The 18,479-nt window shown below is 37.5% G+C and carries 12 protein-coding genes; all 12 read right to left on the reverse strand.

The window, feature by feature from the left end:
* Window positions 1–266: 266 nt before the first annotated feature.
* The gene (locus B494_RS0111055; RefSeq protein WP_017472465.1) at window positions 267–1,115 is read right to left on the reverse strand and encodes a carbohydrate ABC transporter permease; all 849 of its coding nucleotides are present in this window, start codon (window positions 1,113–1,115) and stop codon (window positions 267–269) included.
* The gene (locus tag B494_RS0111060; protein WP_017472466.1) at window positions 1,115–2,044 is read right to left on the reverse strand and encodes a carbohydrate ABC transporter permease; all 930 of its coding nucleotides are present in this window, start codon (window positions 2,042–2,044) and stop codon (window positions 1,115–1,117) included. Before B494_RS0111060 ends, B494_RS0111055 begins: the two co-directional genes overlap by 1 nt.
* Window positions 2,045–2,142: 98 nt before the next feature.
* Complete coding sequence (locus B494_RS0111065) at window positions 2,143–3,453, reverse strand: extracellular solute-binding protein (protein WP_017472467.1); 1,311 nt, start codon at window positions 3,451–3,453, stop codon at window positions 2,143–2,145.
* A 281-nt stretch (window positions 3,454–3,734) separates the two neighbouring features.
* Window positions 3,735–4,619 carry a carbohydrate ABC transporter permease gene (locus B494_RS0111070; RefSeq protein WP_017472468.1) on the reverse strand — a complete coding sequence of 295 codons (885 nt, stop codon included), beginning with the start codon at window positions 4,617–4,619 and terminating at the stop codon, window positions 3,735–3,737.
* A 264-nt stretch (window positions 4,620–4,883) separates the two neighbouring features.
* Window positions 4,884–5,852 (reverse strand): ABC transporter permease, encoded by a 969-nt coding sequence (locus B494_RS0111075; RefSeq protein ID WP_026065229.1) that lies wholly within the window; start codon window positions 5,850–5,852, stop codon window positions 4,884–4,886.
* 66 nt (window positions 5,853–5,918) lie between these two features.
* On the reverse strand, window positions 5,919–7,454 hold the full coding sequence (locus B494_RS0111080) for an extracellular solute-binding protein (protein WP_017472470.1): 1,536 nt from the start codon (window positions 7,452–7,454) through the stop codon (window positions 5,919–5,921).
* Between the two features lie 465 nt (window positions 7,455–7,919).
* The gene (locus B494_RS0111085) at window positions 7,920–10,466 is read right to left on the reverse strand and encodes an exo-rhamnogalacturonan lyase family protein (RefSeq protein WP_017472471.1); all 2,547 of its coding nucleotides are present in this window, start codon (window positions 10,464–10,466) and stop codon (window positions 7,920–7,922) included.
* A 58-nt stretch (window positions 10,467–10,524) separates the two neighbouring features.
* Entirely contained in the window at window positions 10,525–11,175 is a 651-nt protein-coding gene (locus B494_RS0111090; RefSeq protein WP_017472472.1) for a YesL family protein, read from the reverse strand.
* A 19-nt stretch (window positions 11,176–11,194) separates the two neighbouring features.
* Window positions 11,195–11,893, reverse strand: coding sequence for a DUF1961 family protein (locus B494_RS0111095; RefSeq protein WP_017472473.1), 699 nt, complete (start codon window positions 11,891–11,893; stop codon window positions 11,195–11,197).
* Between the two features lie 53 nt (window positions 11,894–11,946).
* The gene (locus B494_RS0111100; protein WP_017472474.1) at window positions 11,947–14,229 is read right to left on the reverse strand and encodes a helix-turn-helix domain-containing protein; all 2,283 of its coding nucleotides are present in this window, start codon (window positions 14,227–14,229) and stop codon (window positions 11,947–11,949) included.
* Between the two features lie 19 nt (window positions 14,230–14,248).
* Window positions 14,249–16,081, reverse strand: coding sequence for a rhamnogalacturonan lyase (locus B494_RS0111105; RefSeq protein WP_017472475.1), 1,833 nt, complete (start codon window positions 16,079–16,081; stop codon window positions 14,249–14,251).
* 207 nt (window positions 16,082–16,288) lie between these two features.
* Window positions 16,289–18,067 (reverse strand): glycoside hydrolase family 35 protein, encoded by a 1,779-nt coding sequence (locus B494_RS0111110; protein ID WP_017472476.1) that lies wholly within the window; start codon window positions 18,065–18,067, stop codon window positions 16,289–16,291.
* Window positions 18,068–18,479: the final 412 nt, after the last annotated feature.

Below are 18,479 nucleotides of genomic sequence, written 5' to 3' on the forward strand. Positions count from 1 at the left end.
GTTATCTCCCGCCTAAACAGATGACCTTCGCTCTCTATTTTGAAGCAGGCGTTTTACGGACGGTTATCTGTGACAACCGTCCATTTCACTGTTGGTTAATTTTGATCCTTAGTATTAAAGCCACAAATAACTACTGGAATTTTAGCCGTGTATCAAACGAACTGTATCACAGTAAAACTCACTAGAAATCCACTCAAGTTAGCGTGCTTTTTAATTTTCTTGATTCTAACAGAAGTCACTTTTCAATGGGGAGCAAACCTTTAATATTATTTTAAGCCGGTTGTCGCAATCCCTTGTACGAGATGCTTTTGAAAGAAAGCAAAGATCAGCAATTGAGGTAAGAGGGATAATGACGACATGGCCAAGAGCGGCCCCCAAGACGTACTTCCTTGTGTATCCATAAAATTTCTTAATGCGATAGTAACTGTGTGAAGGCTAGCATCATTCAAGTAAATTAATGGCGCTAAAAAGTCGTCCCATGTCCACATAAAACAAAATAAAGCGACAGTAACGAGAGCTGGTTTTAACAAGGGAAGAATAATGCGCCAATAAATACCTAGCTTTGAACAACCATCAACAATCGCCGCTTCATCTAGTTCACGAGGAATACCCCTAATAAATTGAATAAGCAAGAAAATAAAAAACGGTTGTCCTCCCATTAATCCTGGTAAGAGCAGAGGATAAAACGTGTTTACCCAACCCACCTCATTAAAGATAATATATTGGGGAATTAGGGTGATTTGTATCGGTAGCATAATCGTAGCCATTAAACAAGCAAACAATATATTTTTCATTTTAAATTCTAATCGAGCAAACCCATATGCCACTATACTTCCTGTTAATAAGGTTCCAATCACCACAATTGAAGTGATAATGACTGAATTTCTGAAATAGGTGGCAAAGCCAATTCCACCAAAGCCAGCCCAACCACTTGGATAGTTATCCCAGATAAATTCACTTGGCCACAATGACACTGCATTATTGAAGATTTCTGTTGCTGGCTTTAGAGAGCTAGCAATCATCCATAAAATTGGATAAATCATCACAATTCCGATAGCTATAACAAATACGTAAAAGATTATATCGCTAAGAAGGCGCTTGTTTCTGTTCATCATTAACGTCCTCCTTCCGATTGATAAAACACCCAATACTTAGACGTCAAAAAGAAAACAAGAGTAATCACCGCAATAATAATTAAAAGGACCCAAGCCATTGCCGAAGCATAACCCATTCTTAAATATTCAAAAGCAGTTTCATATAAATATACCGCATAAAAAAGTGTTTCATCTAATGGGCCACCTCCGGTAATTAAATAAGCCTGAGTAAATGTCATAAACCCTTGAATCGTTTGCATAACTAGATTAAAAAAGATAACAGGTGTTAACATGGGTAATGTAATATTAAAGAATTGTCTCCATTTACTCGCTCCATCAACACTAGCTGCCTCATAAAGCTCAGTAGGAATTTGGCGTAATCCCGCCAAAAATATAATCATCGGTGAGCCAAATTGCCAAATGACAAGTAAAATAAGCACGGATAAAGCGGTGTCTGGATTCCCAATTAAATTGGCATCAGTAATATTCAATAACGATAATATTTGAGTAACGGCTCCCTGGCGCCCAAACAGTTGCTTCCAAACGACCGCAATAGCTACACTGCCTCCAATAATAGACGGAATGTAATATACCGCTGAGAAAAACGAACTTCCTTTTCTCCCTGTATTGAAAAGCATTGCTAGCGCTAAAGCAAAAATAAGCTTAAGTGGTACCGATACAAACACAAAAGTAAAAGTAACTTCTAATGATTTTAAAAATCTAGCATCACTAAATAAGTTTCGATAATTAGCCAATCCTACCCAACTAGGGGAAGATAATAAATTATAATCTGTAAAAGACAAGTACAAAGAAGCTAGCATAGGGCCAAGAATTAAGAGAATAAAACCTATTAACCATGGCGAGATACTTAGAAAACCAGCCAAATGATCTGATTTATCACGATTCGATGCTAAAGTTAAACTTGCTGGTATTTTTTTTGTTTTTGTCATTATTCCACCACCTCATCGTTAGTAGCTACACGAGCTAATGTTTTCATCACTTCAATTAGAAGGGTGACCAGGCTATCAGTCACCCTTTTATTTATGAATTAATTCAATACATTTTCTGCTTGTTGAACAAATTGGTTAGCTGCTTCTTCTGGGGTTAATTGATCATACTTTAACGATTCAACAATCCGACTAAAAGCACCACGCACTTCTGTTTCCCCCGGTGGTGAAAGTGGGTCAGCATCTGTCGTATAATCAGCTACAACTTCAAGATAATCAAATGTCTTTTGAACGGGTTCAGACACTTTATCACTTAAATGTTCACGAACTGCTGAAGAAATCGGCACCCCTCGCTCAGCTTGCAGCACCTCATTTGCTTCCAAATCGTTTGTCATAAAATCGATAAATTTAGCCGCTGCTTCTTGTTGCGCCGAATGCGCAGTTATCGAGAAAGACATACTTGGTCGAATATAATTGGCATGCACGCCATCCCACGCTGGTAATACCGCTAAATCTAATTCATATTCTGTACCCTGTGAGATCCCTATAATTTGATTACTTGCTGCTGTTTGCATAGCTGAAGAACCCTCTTGAACCATGGAGTTCCCCCCTTCGATATAAGACATCATAATATCGTGTGATGGTGCAGCACCATCAACGACCATTTCTTGAACCCATTCGAAATAATCAACCAAAACAGCTTCTTCAAAACCTAGTCCATTACCTTCTGTATTATAAAATGACATCCCATGTTGTCGAACATAATTATTTAATAGTTCATATTCTGCATTAGCAAAATCATAGCCGAAATATTCTTGACCTTCAGTTTCTAACGCATCTTTAATCGTTAAATTCATTTCAAACAGATCATCATAGGAAAAGCCAGGTTCAAGGTCAAAACCGTGTTCTTCTAACATCTCAACATTATAGACAAGTGCTAACGCATTTGCCCCTGATGCGACAGCTAAGACACGGTCGCCGTCATGGTTAATTTCTTGATAGACATCATCAACGTCGTCTAGATTAATCGTGCCCTCATCAATAAGCGGTGCCAAATCAACCAATAAATCATTGCTGTTATACTCATTTAAATATGAATTATCCATCGCAATTACATCAGGCAGATTACTACCAGCCGCTTGGGTGTTTAACCTTTCCCAGTAGCCGTCCCATCCGGTGTACTCAGGCTGAACACTAATATCAGGATAAGTTGATTCAAATAATTCAATCGCTTCTAACGTCATATCATGGCGCTCTTGATTTCCCCACCAAGCGACACGTATCGTCGTTTCACTATTATCCTCTTGATCTCGATCTCCTTCTGCATTGGTGGTGTCATCTTGCTCAGCACCATTACAAGCAACTAATAAAAATAAGACCAACAGCAACACATACCATAAATATTTCTTCATTTTAATCACCCCTTTAAAGTAATCGCTTACATAGTTGATTATAAAGAACAAATGCATGTGTTAGTAGATAAAAAAAGTTAAAAAACTATCGAAAAGTAATTGCTTTTTCAGTTTAAAACCCGAACTTGTCTTGATCAAAAACTGGACGTAGAACACCTATAAACAATGTTATTTTTTCATAGAAAAAAGCATATTTTATTGAAATATGCCCTAAGTAAATATTTAGACTATCAAATGCTGCTATTCAGTTGTTAAAATGAACAACTAAAAGCAGATTTATTCTAACCTTTTACGGATCCAATCAATAAGCCTTTGGCAAAATGTTTTTGTAAAAATGGATACACCATCATAATCGGCAATGTGGCAATCACAATGATTGCTAATTTCATCCCTTCTGCCGGTGGTACATAATCGGGATCCAAATTGCCTAACGCATTAGGGTCTGATGATATCGTCACTTGCCTTAACAATAATTGTAATGTCCATTTTGAACTATCGTTTAAATACAGTAACGGACTCATAAAATCATTCCAAATCGCCACGGCATAAAACAGTGCAAATGTCGCTATAATCGGTTTAGACAAAGGCAAAACAATCCGCCAAAAGATACCGATTTCAGATGCGCCATCAATTTTTGCGGATTCCTCTAATTCCACAGAAAAATTTTGAAAGAAATTTTTGATTATAATCAAATTAAAAGGATTAATCGCATTCGGCAAAATCAAAGCCCAATATGTATCTATTAATCCTAAACCTTGAACAACTAAAAAAGTAGGAATCATTCCTCCACTAAAAAGCATGGCAAAAATAACAATATTGATTAACAACTTTCTTCCACGTAATGCTCTTTTTGCTAATGGGTAAGCCATAGTAAACGTAAAAAAAAGTTGTACAGCTGTCCCTACTGCTGTTACACCAATTGTGATGACAATACTTCGAATAAAAGCCTCCGAAGTGAATATATACCGATAGGCTTCTAAAGTAAACGTCTCGGGAATGATAAAAAAAGCTCGTCGGGCAAGTTCAGATTCAGTCGCGAAAGAACCAGCAACAACATAGATAAATGGTAATAACGTTACAATTGCTGCCACCGCTAAAAAGATAACATTAATCAGATCAAATACCCGACCAGGCTTGGTATTGTGTAGTTTATGCATATCACTCATTATGAATAACTCCTTTCTTAAAGAAAACAAAGTGTGTCAGCTTGATTCCCATTCAATAGGTAAGCGAGCATATCAAAACGAACCTTCAATCAGTGGGGTTTTTCGTGCTTCTTCCACTGATTGATAGCTGAGTGAATCAGGACCTCTCCCCTAAATAGATCTGCTTACGTGCTATTTTGAAATAGGCGTTTTACAGACGGACATTATCTTTGATAACTCCTTATTCGTAATTATTTTGATAACACCACTATTTTTTGTCGTTGGCTAAAATAGACCACTCTCTTTATCTACCTTTTTAGCAATAAAATCCGTCGTTAAAATAAGAATAATGCCAACAATTGATTTAAATAGACCGACTGCTGTACTGTATGAATAGGAACCCCTAGTAATCCCAACATTATAAACATACGTATCAAACACATCTGCAACTGACCGATTTAATGAATTCGTCATCAAGAAGATTTGATCAAAGCCCGTACTAAGGACATTTCCCATCGTTAGAATGAGCATAATAACAACCGTTCCTCGAATAGCTGGTAACGTAATATGCCAGATGCGACGAAAACGACCCGCTCCATCGACAATCGCTGCTTCATACTGTTCTGATGATACATTAGCTAAAGCAGCTAAAAAAATAATTGTTCCCCAACCTGTTCCTTTCCATATCCCTTGTAAGATTATCATCGGTCTAAACCATTCTGGCTCGGCTAAAAAATTTATTCTTATACCAAAAATGGTCTCGACCATTTCAACGATCACTCCACCATTGATCGAAAAGAGTAGATGAGTTAAACCAACCACAATCGTCCATGATAAAAAATGCGGAATATAAATACAGGTCTGCACAAATTTCTTATACAATGCAAAACGCACTTCATTTAATAAAATAGCTAAGAAAATCGGAGCAGGAAATGCGATTGCAATACTAAGAAACGAAATCCATAACGTATTCCCTAACAATCGTAAGAAATCAGGGCTACTAAAGAATGCTGTAAAATGATCGAGGCCTACCCAACTACTTTCAGTTATCCCTAAATAAGGGACATAATTTTTAAAAGCAATAATAATCCCATACATTGGTGCATATCGAAAGACTAAAAAATATAAAACGCCCGGAATAAGTAATACATATAACCATTTATCCCTAAGCCACATTTGTTTAACTATTTCCACAAATGTTTTTCTGGGGAGCTGTTTATTCGCCTTTTGCAATAATAACGCTTTCATTCCCATTACCTTCTTTCTTTAATCAGGGTGACAAATGGTGCCACCCTTATTTGAATGCGTTGTGAAAGTGGCTCAATTCATCTCATCATATAATTGTGTTAATTCATCGACAAGTTCTTGACCGCCACTACTGTACCATAGTTCAACAGCAGCTTCCCAACCACTTTCGTCGATTTGACCTGCAATATATTGAACCCTTGCATCCTCAATAATGTCATCCAATTGTGTACCCCTTGTCGAATACACTTCAGAAACTAATGGTGCTGCCTCATTAAACACCGCATAGTTTCCGTTATCTTCCATTAGCTGATACCTTTTTTGTGGCAATTCCCCCTCTGCTTTCATTCGATGCATCCCATCACCAAACATTGAAATTTGCTCCATTGTATAAGGGTTTAATGCTTGTGCCTCTTCTGTCTCAAGGGGAACAAGGTAACCTTCATCATCCAATTGATAGTTAACGCCCTCAATACCATGATTAAGTAGATTAATTCCTTCAGGTGAACAAAGTACATCAAGGAAAGATAAGATTTCATGTAATTCTTCTTCTGTTTGAACACTAGTCTTTGGAATCGCTAAAAATCCTGCATAACCATCGGTAGGATGACCATATTCTTCACCATTAGGAGCGCGCAACGTTCCTGTTATTTCGACATAATATTGATCAGAATCATCACTTCCAGCTTCATCAACGAACAAATTATTAACTTGCATTGCTCGAGAATACGTATCGATAATAACGCCTCCAGCACCATTAAACATGGCATTATTCCAATCATCAGGACTTAAGGTTGTGAAATCTGGATTGACCAGGCCTTGATCAACAATGTGCTTTGTCCAATCCAAAGCTTCCCGATATGCCTCCGTCTCAAATGCAGGTACAAACGTTCCATCTTCAACACCCCAAACATTAGGTGCACCAAACCAGATTGATAATGTGTCGAGACTACCATACCAAGTTGGAATAATAAGACCATGTGTATCGTCAGCACCAGTATTATTAGGATCATCAAAGGTAAATGCATGAAGTACATCATAAAGCTCGTCAACCGATTCAGGCACGTCTAGCCCTAGGTGTTCAAGCCAATCTTTTCGAATAATCGCAGTCGAACGCATCACATCTCTTTCTCGATAAATACCATACACGCGACCATTAACGGAAGCATTTCTTAAGATATCTTCGTTGTATTGACCAAGATATTGATAGTCATCTAAATAATCTGTTAATTCCCAAAACGCTCCAGCTTCTGCTGAATTTAAAAAACCAGGTGTTTTTCCAGTAATGACCATCACTTCTGGAATATCATTAGATGCTAAAGTGACATTCATCCGGTCTTCATATGAGACATTAGGAACCCAATTCATATTAACCTTTTTCCCAGTTAACTCCTCAGTTGCTTGTTCCCATTCATTGTCTGCTGGTGGTGCTGTCGTTTCAAAAGTAGGAGCCATAATCTTAATCTCATCAAAATATACGACATTATCAGTGTCATTGTTACCATCAGGTTTGTCTTCACCAGAGGCTGGATCATTACTACAGCCAATCACGATCATTAACATTAACAAAACTGAAATGACCAATAATTCCCTTTTTCCAAATGAACCCATGAATCAACCACTCCTTTTTTTAACAGTTAGTTGAAACGATTACTATACAACCATTTCACAAAACATATATTAAAACGCTTACAAGTTTCCTGCAATGATAATTTTTTGCATTTGTGCTTTTCATAATTAACAGCGCATGTTTGGGCCAGAAACAGCTTGCATCTAGGTTATCTATCGAAATAAAGATAACCCGATAAGTCTTGATAGCGACGATGACTTATCTTTTCAGAGATTATCTCATTGTGAACACTTTACACCGGCAAACAGAAACCCTGCCCTAAACGATAAAAATGAAGTGATCATAAATCAATCACTCCATTTTCGTTTAGTCTTTTAAGTCATTTAGACATTTCCCAGGAAATATTTACGTTTTGCTACTCGCGATTTATTGAATAGTTAAGCTAACTAAGTGATAGCGCGTCCTTGTTTGGCTTTAGTATTTCTTCCATAGTGATTGGACCATCACTATTTATTTATTACTGTTGAATCAAAATTGATTTGTAAATCCTCAGCAATATATTGTAAACAGATCATCACATTAAGGCTCCATTGCGAAACAAGGTTAGTCGTGATCCAATCTATTTCATTAACCGCCTGCCAACCTGTGAAAGTGGTTTCTTTAACTGGTAGCGAAATGCCACTCCGTTCCTGATCCAACAATAATGTCCAGGCTTGTCGCGAGAGATCACTGTCTTGTTTGCGATGCGCTGCATAACCAATCAGCCCACTTGCAAACATTGGCCAATGAAAATGCTGATTGGATAACATACCATTAGAGAACGCCTGTTTTTCTTGTTCTGTCATCGTATAAACCATGCCAAATTCAGCAATCATATCTTTAAAAACATCGTCTTCAAGTAAATCAGCGAGTTCTATCCATACTTGCGGAGCCCCAAATGCAATAACCATATGATAGCCCCCTTCATTGCCAGTTGACTGATATATTAACGTTGATGTGGTTGGATCGTACTTAAAAGTTGGTCCAGATAATAGACGATGGGGGGTCTGTTTAATAGTATTTAAACCTATATTAATTTTCTTAAGGTATTGTTGCTCTTTTTTTCTTTCCCACCTAGATAACCAGTTTGAACAAAAGGCAGTCCAGTCAGGACCAATGCGCGCATGCGTCAAATGATTATCTCGATGGTAAAATTCTCGCATCGGATCCAATTTCGCTAACGCTTGATCAGCATCTTTTACCTCATCCAACAATTCAGCCATGCGCTGATCTGCCGTCAAATAATAGTAATATTTATATAAGCAAGCCATACTTATCCGCACTTCTTTACAACCACAACCCCAATGACTAACATTATGTCTAGACCCTAACCCCTTGTATTCTCCAAAATGATAACGGTCCACTTCGCTGTTATGTCTTGTCATTGCTTCAATCATCCTGAATATATCAGCATCGCCCGTTCGAAAAAAACTATACCATAACCATAAATTAGGTACCAACTCTGTATTCTGCCATGCATAGCCCCCAACATCATAAAACCATTGATGTCTTGCCTTGTCATAAGTATGCATAATATCACCATAATCCCAGAAACCATACCAATTGCGTTGGCTAATTTCACTTTTATAAAATTGAATCAATCTGGCTAATTGATCTTCCAGAAACCGTTTCGCATTCGTTGTCTTATCAATCAATGGCCACATTCCTGTTGCACCTGTCTGATAATAATAAGCGGAATCTGCTACTAATAAATAAGGACTTTGGCTATATTCTGCTAAATTGAATAAAGCTTGGTCAGATGGAACAGCAGAAAAAAAAGTTAAATAAGCCTCACTCGTATTCGCAATCCCCACTGGTGTTGCCCTATTTTCATCAAAACCTTCATAGGCACTCTGCACATGGGTCGCGTTTGAATAATGTCTTAAATCCATCGGTTCTTGGTCAGGTGACCAAAACCAAACAGATAGCTTTGTTTGATGCTTAGCTAAGTCTTTAACTGCAAGTTGGCTTGGATACTTTTCATTAAAGTCTTTTAAAGCAATTGCCACACCACCCTGTTCACCACCGGCGTATAACAAACCTTTTGTGTTGTGGATGCTTGGAATTTTCAACCATGCGTTCGTTTGAGCTGTTCGCTTTTGATATTGACTGTACTGATATGACGTTTGTGTCAATTTAAAATCCTGCCATACTGCATGTTGCTCTGCTTGTACGCGTACATCATTAACAGTTGACATATTTACCATTTCTCCCTGAATTTGCCTTTGATAAAAGGAAGATTGCCTGTATCGCCTTGAAGTCAACAATTGTGCTGGCTCATTATAAACGCCTGAATTCGTTGCTACGCGCACATGTCGATTATAGACTGGACCAACTAACTCGGTAGACAATTGTAAACCTATTCCTTTAACAAAATCTTGTTCAGGATCCCCATTATAAAGGAATGTATGCACGATTTTTATTCTTTCAAGTTGATAATAAAAAATAAGTCGAATAATAAATTTAAGCTTTTCATTCTCACCAAAAGTCCCTGTCACTTTAATCGTTACTTGGATATCTCCCTCGTGCTCAACTTGAACGCTACTAATCTGTCCCAAGTGGTCTTGTTCGATAAATGAGCGACAATCTCCATTTTCATGAATGCTTTGCATAACAGCAACTACCTTGACCTGATTAGCTATCATATGACCATTTACGTCTATCACTCTATCAATAATCGAGGATCCATTTTTATTAAGATAGTAAATGAAGCCACCTGTATCAATAATGATTTGATCGTTTTGATCTTTAATAACAATCCCCTGGTGATCTTGTTGTCTATCAGACTGCTGCTTGCTAAGTATCATGTGTTCAGAGGCATCTTGATTGATAACAGTAGCGTGACCCGTCCATTTCAAGCTTCCATCAGGCCAATAGGCAGTTGGCCAACTCTGTATCGGATAATGATCAAGGGCAACGTCTGATATTGTTTTTCGTTCACCCTTTTTCCAAGGCAAACCAAACGTAACACCTGCTTTTACCTTTGGAGCCGATTCAAGCCATTTTAATTTCATTTTTCATCTCCATTTCTGTCGTATTGAACGCTCTGATAACGTGGATAATCAACATCAGCTAACTCAATGACTCTATGTCTTTATCAAGCACCATCTGATCATTTCGAATAAAGCAAGAATAACTAATGCCCATGATGCCATACGCTAAGCTGCTCATTGTCAACAGCAATGAGAAAGGAAACAAACGATAAGTTAGATAACCAATCAACATAAGCCAAACTAGATTTAATACTGTTGGGACGGGGTGAGCAAGGGCGACTATCCACGATTTTAAGTAGTATACTTTAAGCGGTAGTTGATAGTGTACATATAAAGGGAACAAGTACGTTAAGATAATCACGGCTACAAATGATAACACGACAGTTGCTACCTGAATAAATTGAAAAACAATTTCACTTCGTGCGCTTGCATAACGATAATTAACAAGAAAGATAAAGAAAAGTACGATCAAGGAGAGCCCAATCAGATTACCAGTTATAAAATGGCGTTTATAAGCTGTAAAATAATGCTTAAAAATATCCCGATCTGATCCTAATTCTTTCCTTAACCATTTGCGATTGACATGATAAAGAGCAAGTGTACTTGGACCAATCCCAAATAAAATGCCGCCAATCAAACTAAAGGTGGTCCATAATAAGTTCAAGTAAACGAGTCGATAAATAAATTCGAAGCCAAGATAAACTTTCCCTAATGAACGATAGTGACTCAATTAAATACCTCCCCTCTTATCATTTTGTTTTTTTAATGGCCTGAGACACAAAAAATTGGCGATAAGCTGCTTTTAAAGGTGCCATTTGCCTGAAACCAATTTTACCGTTCTCATAAATGGGACCATAAGTGTTACCATCATCTTCCCATTCTAAAACAACTAAATCATTAACTGAAAATTGAATAATTTCTTGATATTTTACTAGTCTTAACTTATAGGACGCTATTACATCAGCAACAGTTGGTATCGGGTCTGCCCCCTGACTCACAAGATGAAAGCCTGCGCTTTTTCTAAGATTACATGTGCAAAACATACGCTCTTGCTCCCATTTACGCCTAAAGTAAGATAGATGAAAGGTATTGATGGCGCCGGAATGGTATTCAGGATAATGCCCCTGACGAGCCGGTAACTCTGGTGAAAAAATATCATCTCCTGTTTTATCAGTGGCTGCAAAAAATAACATCGCTAACCCAGGCTCTTGAATCGGCTCGAATTCCCATTCAATCATAATTTGATCAGGAAAATCATGCACGCACCATAATACCCAATGAGCAAAATCGCCATGTTGGTCTGAATCCTTACTACTTTCAAGGACTAAGCGCTGATTTATAAAGTTTAATTTAACCGGACCTTCCGCCTTAAAATCTTTTAAATCTTCTTGATCCATTAATCGATTTTGATAAAGGACATCACCTTTAGTAAAGTGATATTTATTCATACACTCACCTCTGCCTTCTAGAGTATCATTATCGTTTTATTGATTGTTTAACGTTAGAGATGAAATAACTCTATCGCACTCACCTCCTGATTACTTTGACGAAATTGACCTGGTGTCATTGTTGTATGTTTTTTGAAAATACGATTAAAGTAACTGTGGCGATAGCCAACTGAGCTTGATATTTCTTGTATTTTCATTGAAGTCTCAACTAACAATTGCTTTGCGATTTCTATCCGATGCGATGTCAAATAATCAATGAAATTAATTCCTTTCCCTTGCTTAAACCACTTACTTAACGTATACGTATTAACCCCACATTGATTCGCACATTGATCCAAGGAAATATCATACATGTAATTGCTATGAATATAGTCAAGTGCCTTCTTGATAATGACATCTTGTTTGGTCATGACTTTGTCCTTTACAGCTTTTACGTAAGGTGTGATCACATGATTTATTAACGTTGTCTTTAAGCACTCAATGTCATAACTGTGGATTAATGCTTTTAAAATATTTTTCCCTTCAAATAATTCAAATGGATAAAAACCCTCCTTTAGCATTTGCAATTGCACCGCACTATATAGCTGAATGCAGCTATATTGAATGGCGCGTTCATCTCGCTTACACAACACAGCGATAAATTGATCTATTAAGACATTAATTTTCGTTTGATCACCTAAGTCAATTGCTTCTATAAGCTTTTGCTCAATATGAAAAGGATAAAGATCCCCTTGTATTTGTGTAGCCTCAAATGTTTCAGGCATTCTAATTAATGTGGTTTGATCATGTTCAAGTTTCGTATATTTCTTCTGTCGTATTTGTTCAACAACACCAATTAATCCTCTTAGATCTGGAACAGTTTGACTTAAAAACATGACCGTTAACTCATGTTTCCCACTCGCCCTCACACTTTTTTCCATTACATTCAATTGTTGCTCTAATATATGAGTGTCGTCGAACAAAAAAATGATCCCCACGAATCGATCGTTAAAAGGAATCAGATAAAAAGAGCAACTAAAACAATGCTCAATTAAATCAATCATCAGCTGTTGCTGCTTTTTATTGATGGTCTCGACATCAAGGTAACGTATGTGCTTCTCCGTTAACTTAACATGATATTGCGCAAGGCGCGCACTCAATTCCCGCTCAGTCTGATCTTCTAAGAAACCTTCGATCAGTTGGAAAAAGAAATTGCTGATTAATTTATTGTTTAATCCATCCACGCGATTTTCTAACATATCCTTTTCTTGATTGAGCTTATGCCAGTTCGATTCGATCAAATCAAAGCCATCATTCTTACTTAAAGGATTCCCTTTTATAACCGCTAACAGTTTGTCAATCGGACGATAAATCGATCGAAACGTCACATTAGCAATTATAAACGAAAGAAAGAGGCCCACTAAGCTAATCACGATAATCGTTTGTGATAGTTGATTGATTGGTTCAGTAATAAAAGAAATCGGTACGACCGACATATAGATCCAGTCCGCATTCACGCGATTTATCGTTCCAGAAGTAACAGAATAATTAATCTCTGACCAAGTGGTGGTAAAAGAGTCGTCTTCAATTCCTTGGTTAATAACAACCTCATCAAAAAAGGCTGCACTTTTCTCATTTGACGAGATCATCATGCCGGTTTCTTGATCAATTAGAAAAGAGAAACCATCACTTGAAAGGCTAAGTCCATCAACCATTTGCATAACCATTTCTCTATTTAACTCAACAATAAAAGAGGCACTGTGGTGATCACGTTCTTCATTAAATGCTGGCATATTTTTAACGAGTACTAATGGAAACAAATGATGATCAGACTCGCCTTTTAATAAATGACGATCCCAAAAAAAGTTGTCTTGACTTAATAGAAAATGTTGATAGTTTGCAAGTTGGTCTTCGTTAACCCAACGGAATTGCGGGTTAAAAACAATCGGTTGATCAGCATTAATAAACAAACTGATGCTCTCAATTAAACTATTGCCATTTTGCTTAGAAAATAAAGAATCAGTAATTTCTCGCGCATGTTGATATTGATCTTGAAAATTAATTCGATCTAACTGATCAGTAAAAAGATGTTCATGTGACCAATAATTTAGATTCACCTCCAAGCTTTGCATCTGAGAATCAATATAATCAACTTGATTAATAATTTGCTCCTCATGTGTAGCGATCATTTCATCTTTTAAATGTCTCGCTCCAAAAAAATAAATTGTCGCTCCGATTAATAAGCTGGGTATACAAAGAATAAGTAAGAGGACGACAATACTTTTTTTATAGTAGTCATCCATGACAGAATCGGTATTTAACAACTGACGCCGAATATGGTTTAATTTTTTTTTCATAAAACCACCTTCCACTTACTTATTTTTTTCGAATTAAGTGAACAGGAGGGACAGGAATAGTCATGTGTGATTGATCAAAACCAATATAAAAACTTGGATGTGGCGGTTGATTATAGGCAACATTTTGCCAAGCAATCGCTACTCGATATTGACTATCGTGCATTAATGTGTAAAGACGGTGTTCACTTAGATCAGTTGTTGTGTATACTCGAAGTGCACTCGAATCTTCAAGTCGCCATATCACCTCTTCGCGCCAATCACCAAATAAATCAGCCTGTAAATTAGGATTACCTTTTGTACCGTTATTAGATAAAGTGCCGTCAGCTCTTAGTAATAAATCAGCTGTATGCGTTTCCCAATTCCACTTGTGAATCGTACCCACACCCGCTTCAATATTGCAATCATATTGATGATCTAAGATTTCTCTTCCTAGATCGCCGTCCCACCAAATCACGAAATTAGCTGGTAATACAGGTCCATCAATAGCTTTACCTTTACAAGTATAAAAACTTTCCGTTCCTTCAACACGCAGATGCCCCTCAGGTGCATACCCCCACAGTTGAGCCCCCGGATACCTTGGATCAATATCAGCAGCCACACCTCGACCGATATCCTCTGACGCTGAAGGGATACTGAACAGCACTTTCCCCGTCTTCGCATCATGCAATTCAAAACCATGTTGGTGTGGACTCTCTTCATGTGTCATAAATATTTCTAATCCAGGATTATCTAAATCAAAATCACCAACGTGCAAGGCATCACCGTGCCCGAATCCTGTTGAGTATAATAATGAACCATCATGATCAATAACAGCTGATCCGTAAACGATTTCATCGAAACCATCTTGATCAACATCAGCTACACTTAATGAATGCGCGCCTTGACCTGCTAGTTCCGGTTGATTTTGATCAGAGTCGATGCACCAACGCTCGACTAACTTTTTATTCATAACATCATAGGCTACAACAACTGCTCGTGTATAATAACCTCTACAAACGATGGCACTTGCCTTTTCTCCATTTAAATAAGCAACGCCTGCTAAATACCGGTCAATTCGGTTACCATCAAAATCCCCCCAACTCCCAGGTGCGCCACGATCCGGTTTATAATCTACTGTGTCTAAGGCTTGCCCTGTTTCTCCATCGAAAAGCGTTAAAAATTCAGGACCATCAAGGATAAAGCCTTGATCATTACGATAATCTTTGTTGATATCACCAATTACTTGGCCTTTACCATCAACCGTTCCATCAGCCGTCTTACAAATAAGCTCCGCCACACCATCACCATCAAAATCATAGACAAGAAACTGCGTATAATGCGCACCAGATCGAATATTGCCCCCTAAATCAATCCGCCATAATTTCTTACCTTCTAGTGTGTAACAATCCAAATAGGTAGGGCCGGTATAGCCTGAATGAGCATTATCTTTCGCATTGCTTGGATACCATTTCACAAATATTTCATATCGACCATCACCTGTTACATCTCCTATGGATAAGTCATTAGCCGAATACGTATAATGTTCTCCAGATAGTGTTATTCCATCAGCCGGCTTATCTAAAGGGATATCAAAAAAAGGATTTTCCAAAACAGACGCCGGTGATGACTGCTCATACTGATCACCTGTAATAGCTACCACTGTATATTGACTATCTATTTTACCTGCTCGATCTAAATAATTACTATTCTGTTCTTGATTAACCGTTGCAATCAATTGACCATCCCGATGAATTTGATAAGTTGTTGTCAAATATTCATTAATGGCAATTCGCCAACTCAAAAAGACGCCTTTATCAGTTTGAACAGCTATTAACCCACGATCTAAATCTTCTAAATTTCTTTTTTTAGCCATTATCTATGCCTCCTTATTAAATATGATCAATCTGAAATAAATCGAACCTTCTACCAGCGGGCGGAGGGCTACAAGATGTAGGTCGTGCAGACGTGGCGGTCTTAGTCTACGATCTTATCCACCGACTGATTATTCATTGAGTGAATAGCCTCCGCTATCACCCACCTCAATAGATTTACTTTTTTCCTCTATTTTGAGATGATTGTTTTACGGACGGTTATCCTTGATAAATTGAATCGTTTCTGCAGCCTCACCCTCTGTCTCAAAAATGATAAGCTGGTTTTCTCCAGTTATTAGCTTTGATGCGGGAACATAGAGACTACGCTGCGGTCCCTGTTTCCAAAAACGTCCTAAATTAAACTGATTAAGAAAAACAACGCCCTTACCCCAACCTGGTAACGTTAAATAAGTATCTGATAACTGATCAACATTAAATATAATTTTATAGAAAGCCGGCTGACCCTTATGGTAGCCTTTGTTAAAATCTAATTCATCTAAGTTCGTTAATGGTAACGGATAGTGCTCCCAACCGGTGTGAAAATACTCATCTAACATCACACCTTTATTAATTCCTTTTCTTTGTTGATCTAAATATCGGCCAAAATTCGCTCGCCCCATATTCTCTACTAAAATATCAAGCTGATCATTTGATCCATCAGACAAATTTAACGTTTGTTTCATGTTGAATGTCTCTTGATAGGCAGTAAATTGATGTTCTTTATTTAAAAACACTTGAGCGCGATCATTTGTATCAAGTAACTTGATCGTTTGCCTCCCCGTTTGTTCAGCTAATTCACTGCGATATAATACATAGCCATAAGCTTGATCAAGCGACTCCATTGTTACCGGGTGTTTGTGATAAACAGGTTGTGAAAGTACATCAATCACTTGAAATAAGCTAACCTTTTCAGAAACAGGCCATGTTCCAAGAGCCTTAACGTTCACTTGCTCATAATCAAGAGGAAGTTTGTTTTTTTGACCAGTGATTGTTTCAATCGTTTGTTTAAAAACATAAAATTTTTCAGTTAATTCCCCTGCTTCATTGATTGGTGCCTGATAATCATAAGAGGTTGTAGCAGGTGCATATGTTTCAGTTATATAGCTATCAACCACTTTCTCATAATAATTAGCCCCATTCATAAAGCCAAAATTCGTACCACCATGAGCCATATATATATTAATATGACCGATCGCTAACATGTCTTTTAAATCTTGATTGAGCTCTGATAATGATTGAACTTGATATTCACCACCCCAAACATTAAACCAGCCAACCCAGAATTCCATACACATGAGGGGACGGTTGGAAATAATAGTTTTTAATGCATCAAGTCGTTGCTTTAAATTCGCTCCACAATTAACAGTCGGGAGCGCCTTTTCCGGAATCGATCCTGCTTGTAAAATACTTGCTCGTGTGCTATCCGATGTTACCAGTGGAACGGTGATCCCAAGCTCTTCCATCATGTCAGCTAAGATAAGCAAATACTCTTTATCATTACAGTAATAGCCATACTCATTTTCTACTTGAATTAAAATAATCGGACCACCGTTGTTGATTTGGTACGGCGCAATAAGCGGGATAAGCGTCTCATAATATGATCTAACATGCTCTAAAAAGGGGCGATAACAACTTCTCACCTTCATATTTGGATCTTTAAGCAACCAGGCTGGTAAACCGCCAAATTCCCATTCAGCACATATATAAGGCGATGGACGAAGGATGATATATAAATTAAGTTGCTGAGCAAGTTCAAAAAATTTGATCAGGTCATATGCGCCTGAAAAGTGAAATTCACCTTTCTTAGGTTCATGAACATTCCATGCTACATAAGTTTCTACCGTGTTACAGCCCATCGCTTTTATCTTCTTCAAACGATCGTACCAGCTATCTGGATCAACTCTAAAGTAATGAATCGCACCCGAAATAATTTTTATCGGTTTTGCGTTGAGGTAAAAATCTTCTCGTATTTCTAAAGCATTTAGCATTTTAATTATCTCCTTAACTAAGAAAGCGCTTCCAATATTTATTTTTAGTATATGCCTGCCAACAAAATAAATCAATACAAAAAAAGAAAAAACAACTAAAAACAAAATATTTTTTATTTTACACAAGTATAGTATGAGGCTGGAACGAAACAAAAATGATTGTCTAAAACACGTACGGTTCTTTCAAAAAGTCATTGCAATATGAAATAGACGCGCTTTCTGCGGGCACGGCCCATAGCCGTCAAGCTAAGCAGTAAGGTTTAAATAGATAAAAAATACGTTACCCTAGCGGATAAGAAACATTTATCTGGAGGGGTTTACGATGCATTTCACGAAGAAAATTGAGCCATTTATTCAAGCTGTTCATCAGGTGTTATCTGTTTCTGAGATACGTCAATGGGCGCGTGAAACA

Source organism: Amphibacillus jilinensis Y1 (genome assembly GCF_000306965.1).
GTDB lineage: Bacteria > Bacillota > Bacilli > Bacillales > Amphibacillaceae > Amphibacillus_C > Amphibacillus_C jilinensis.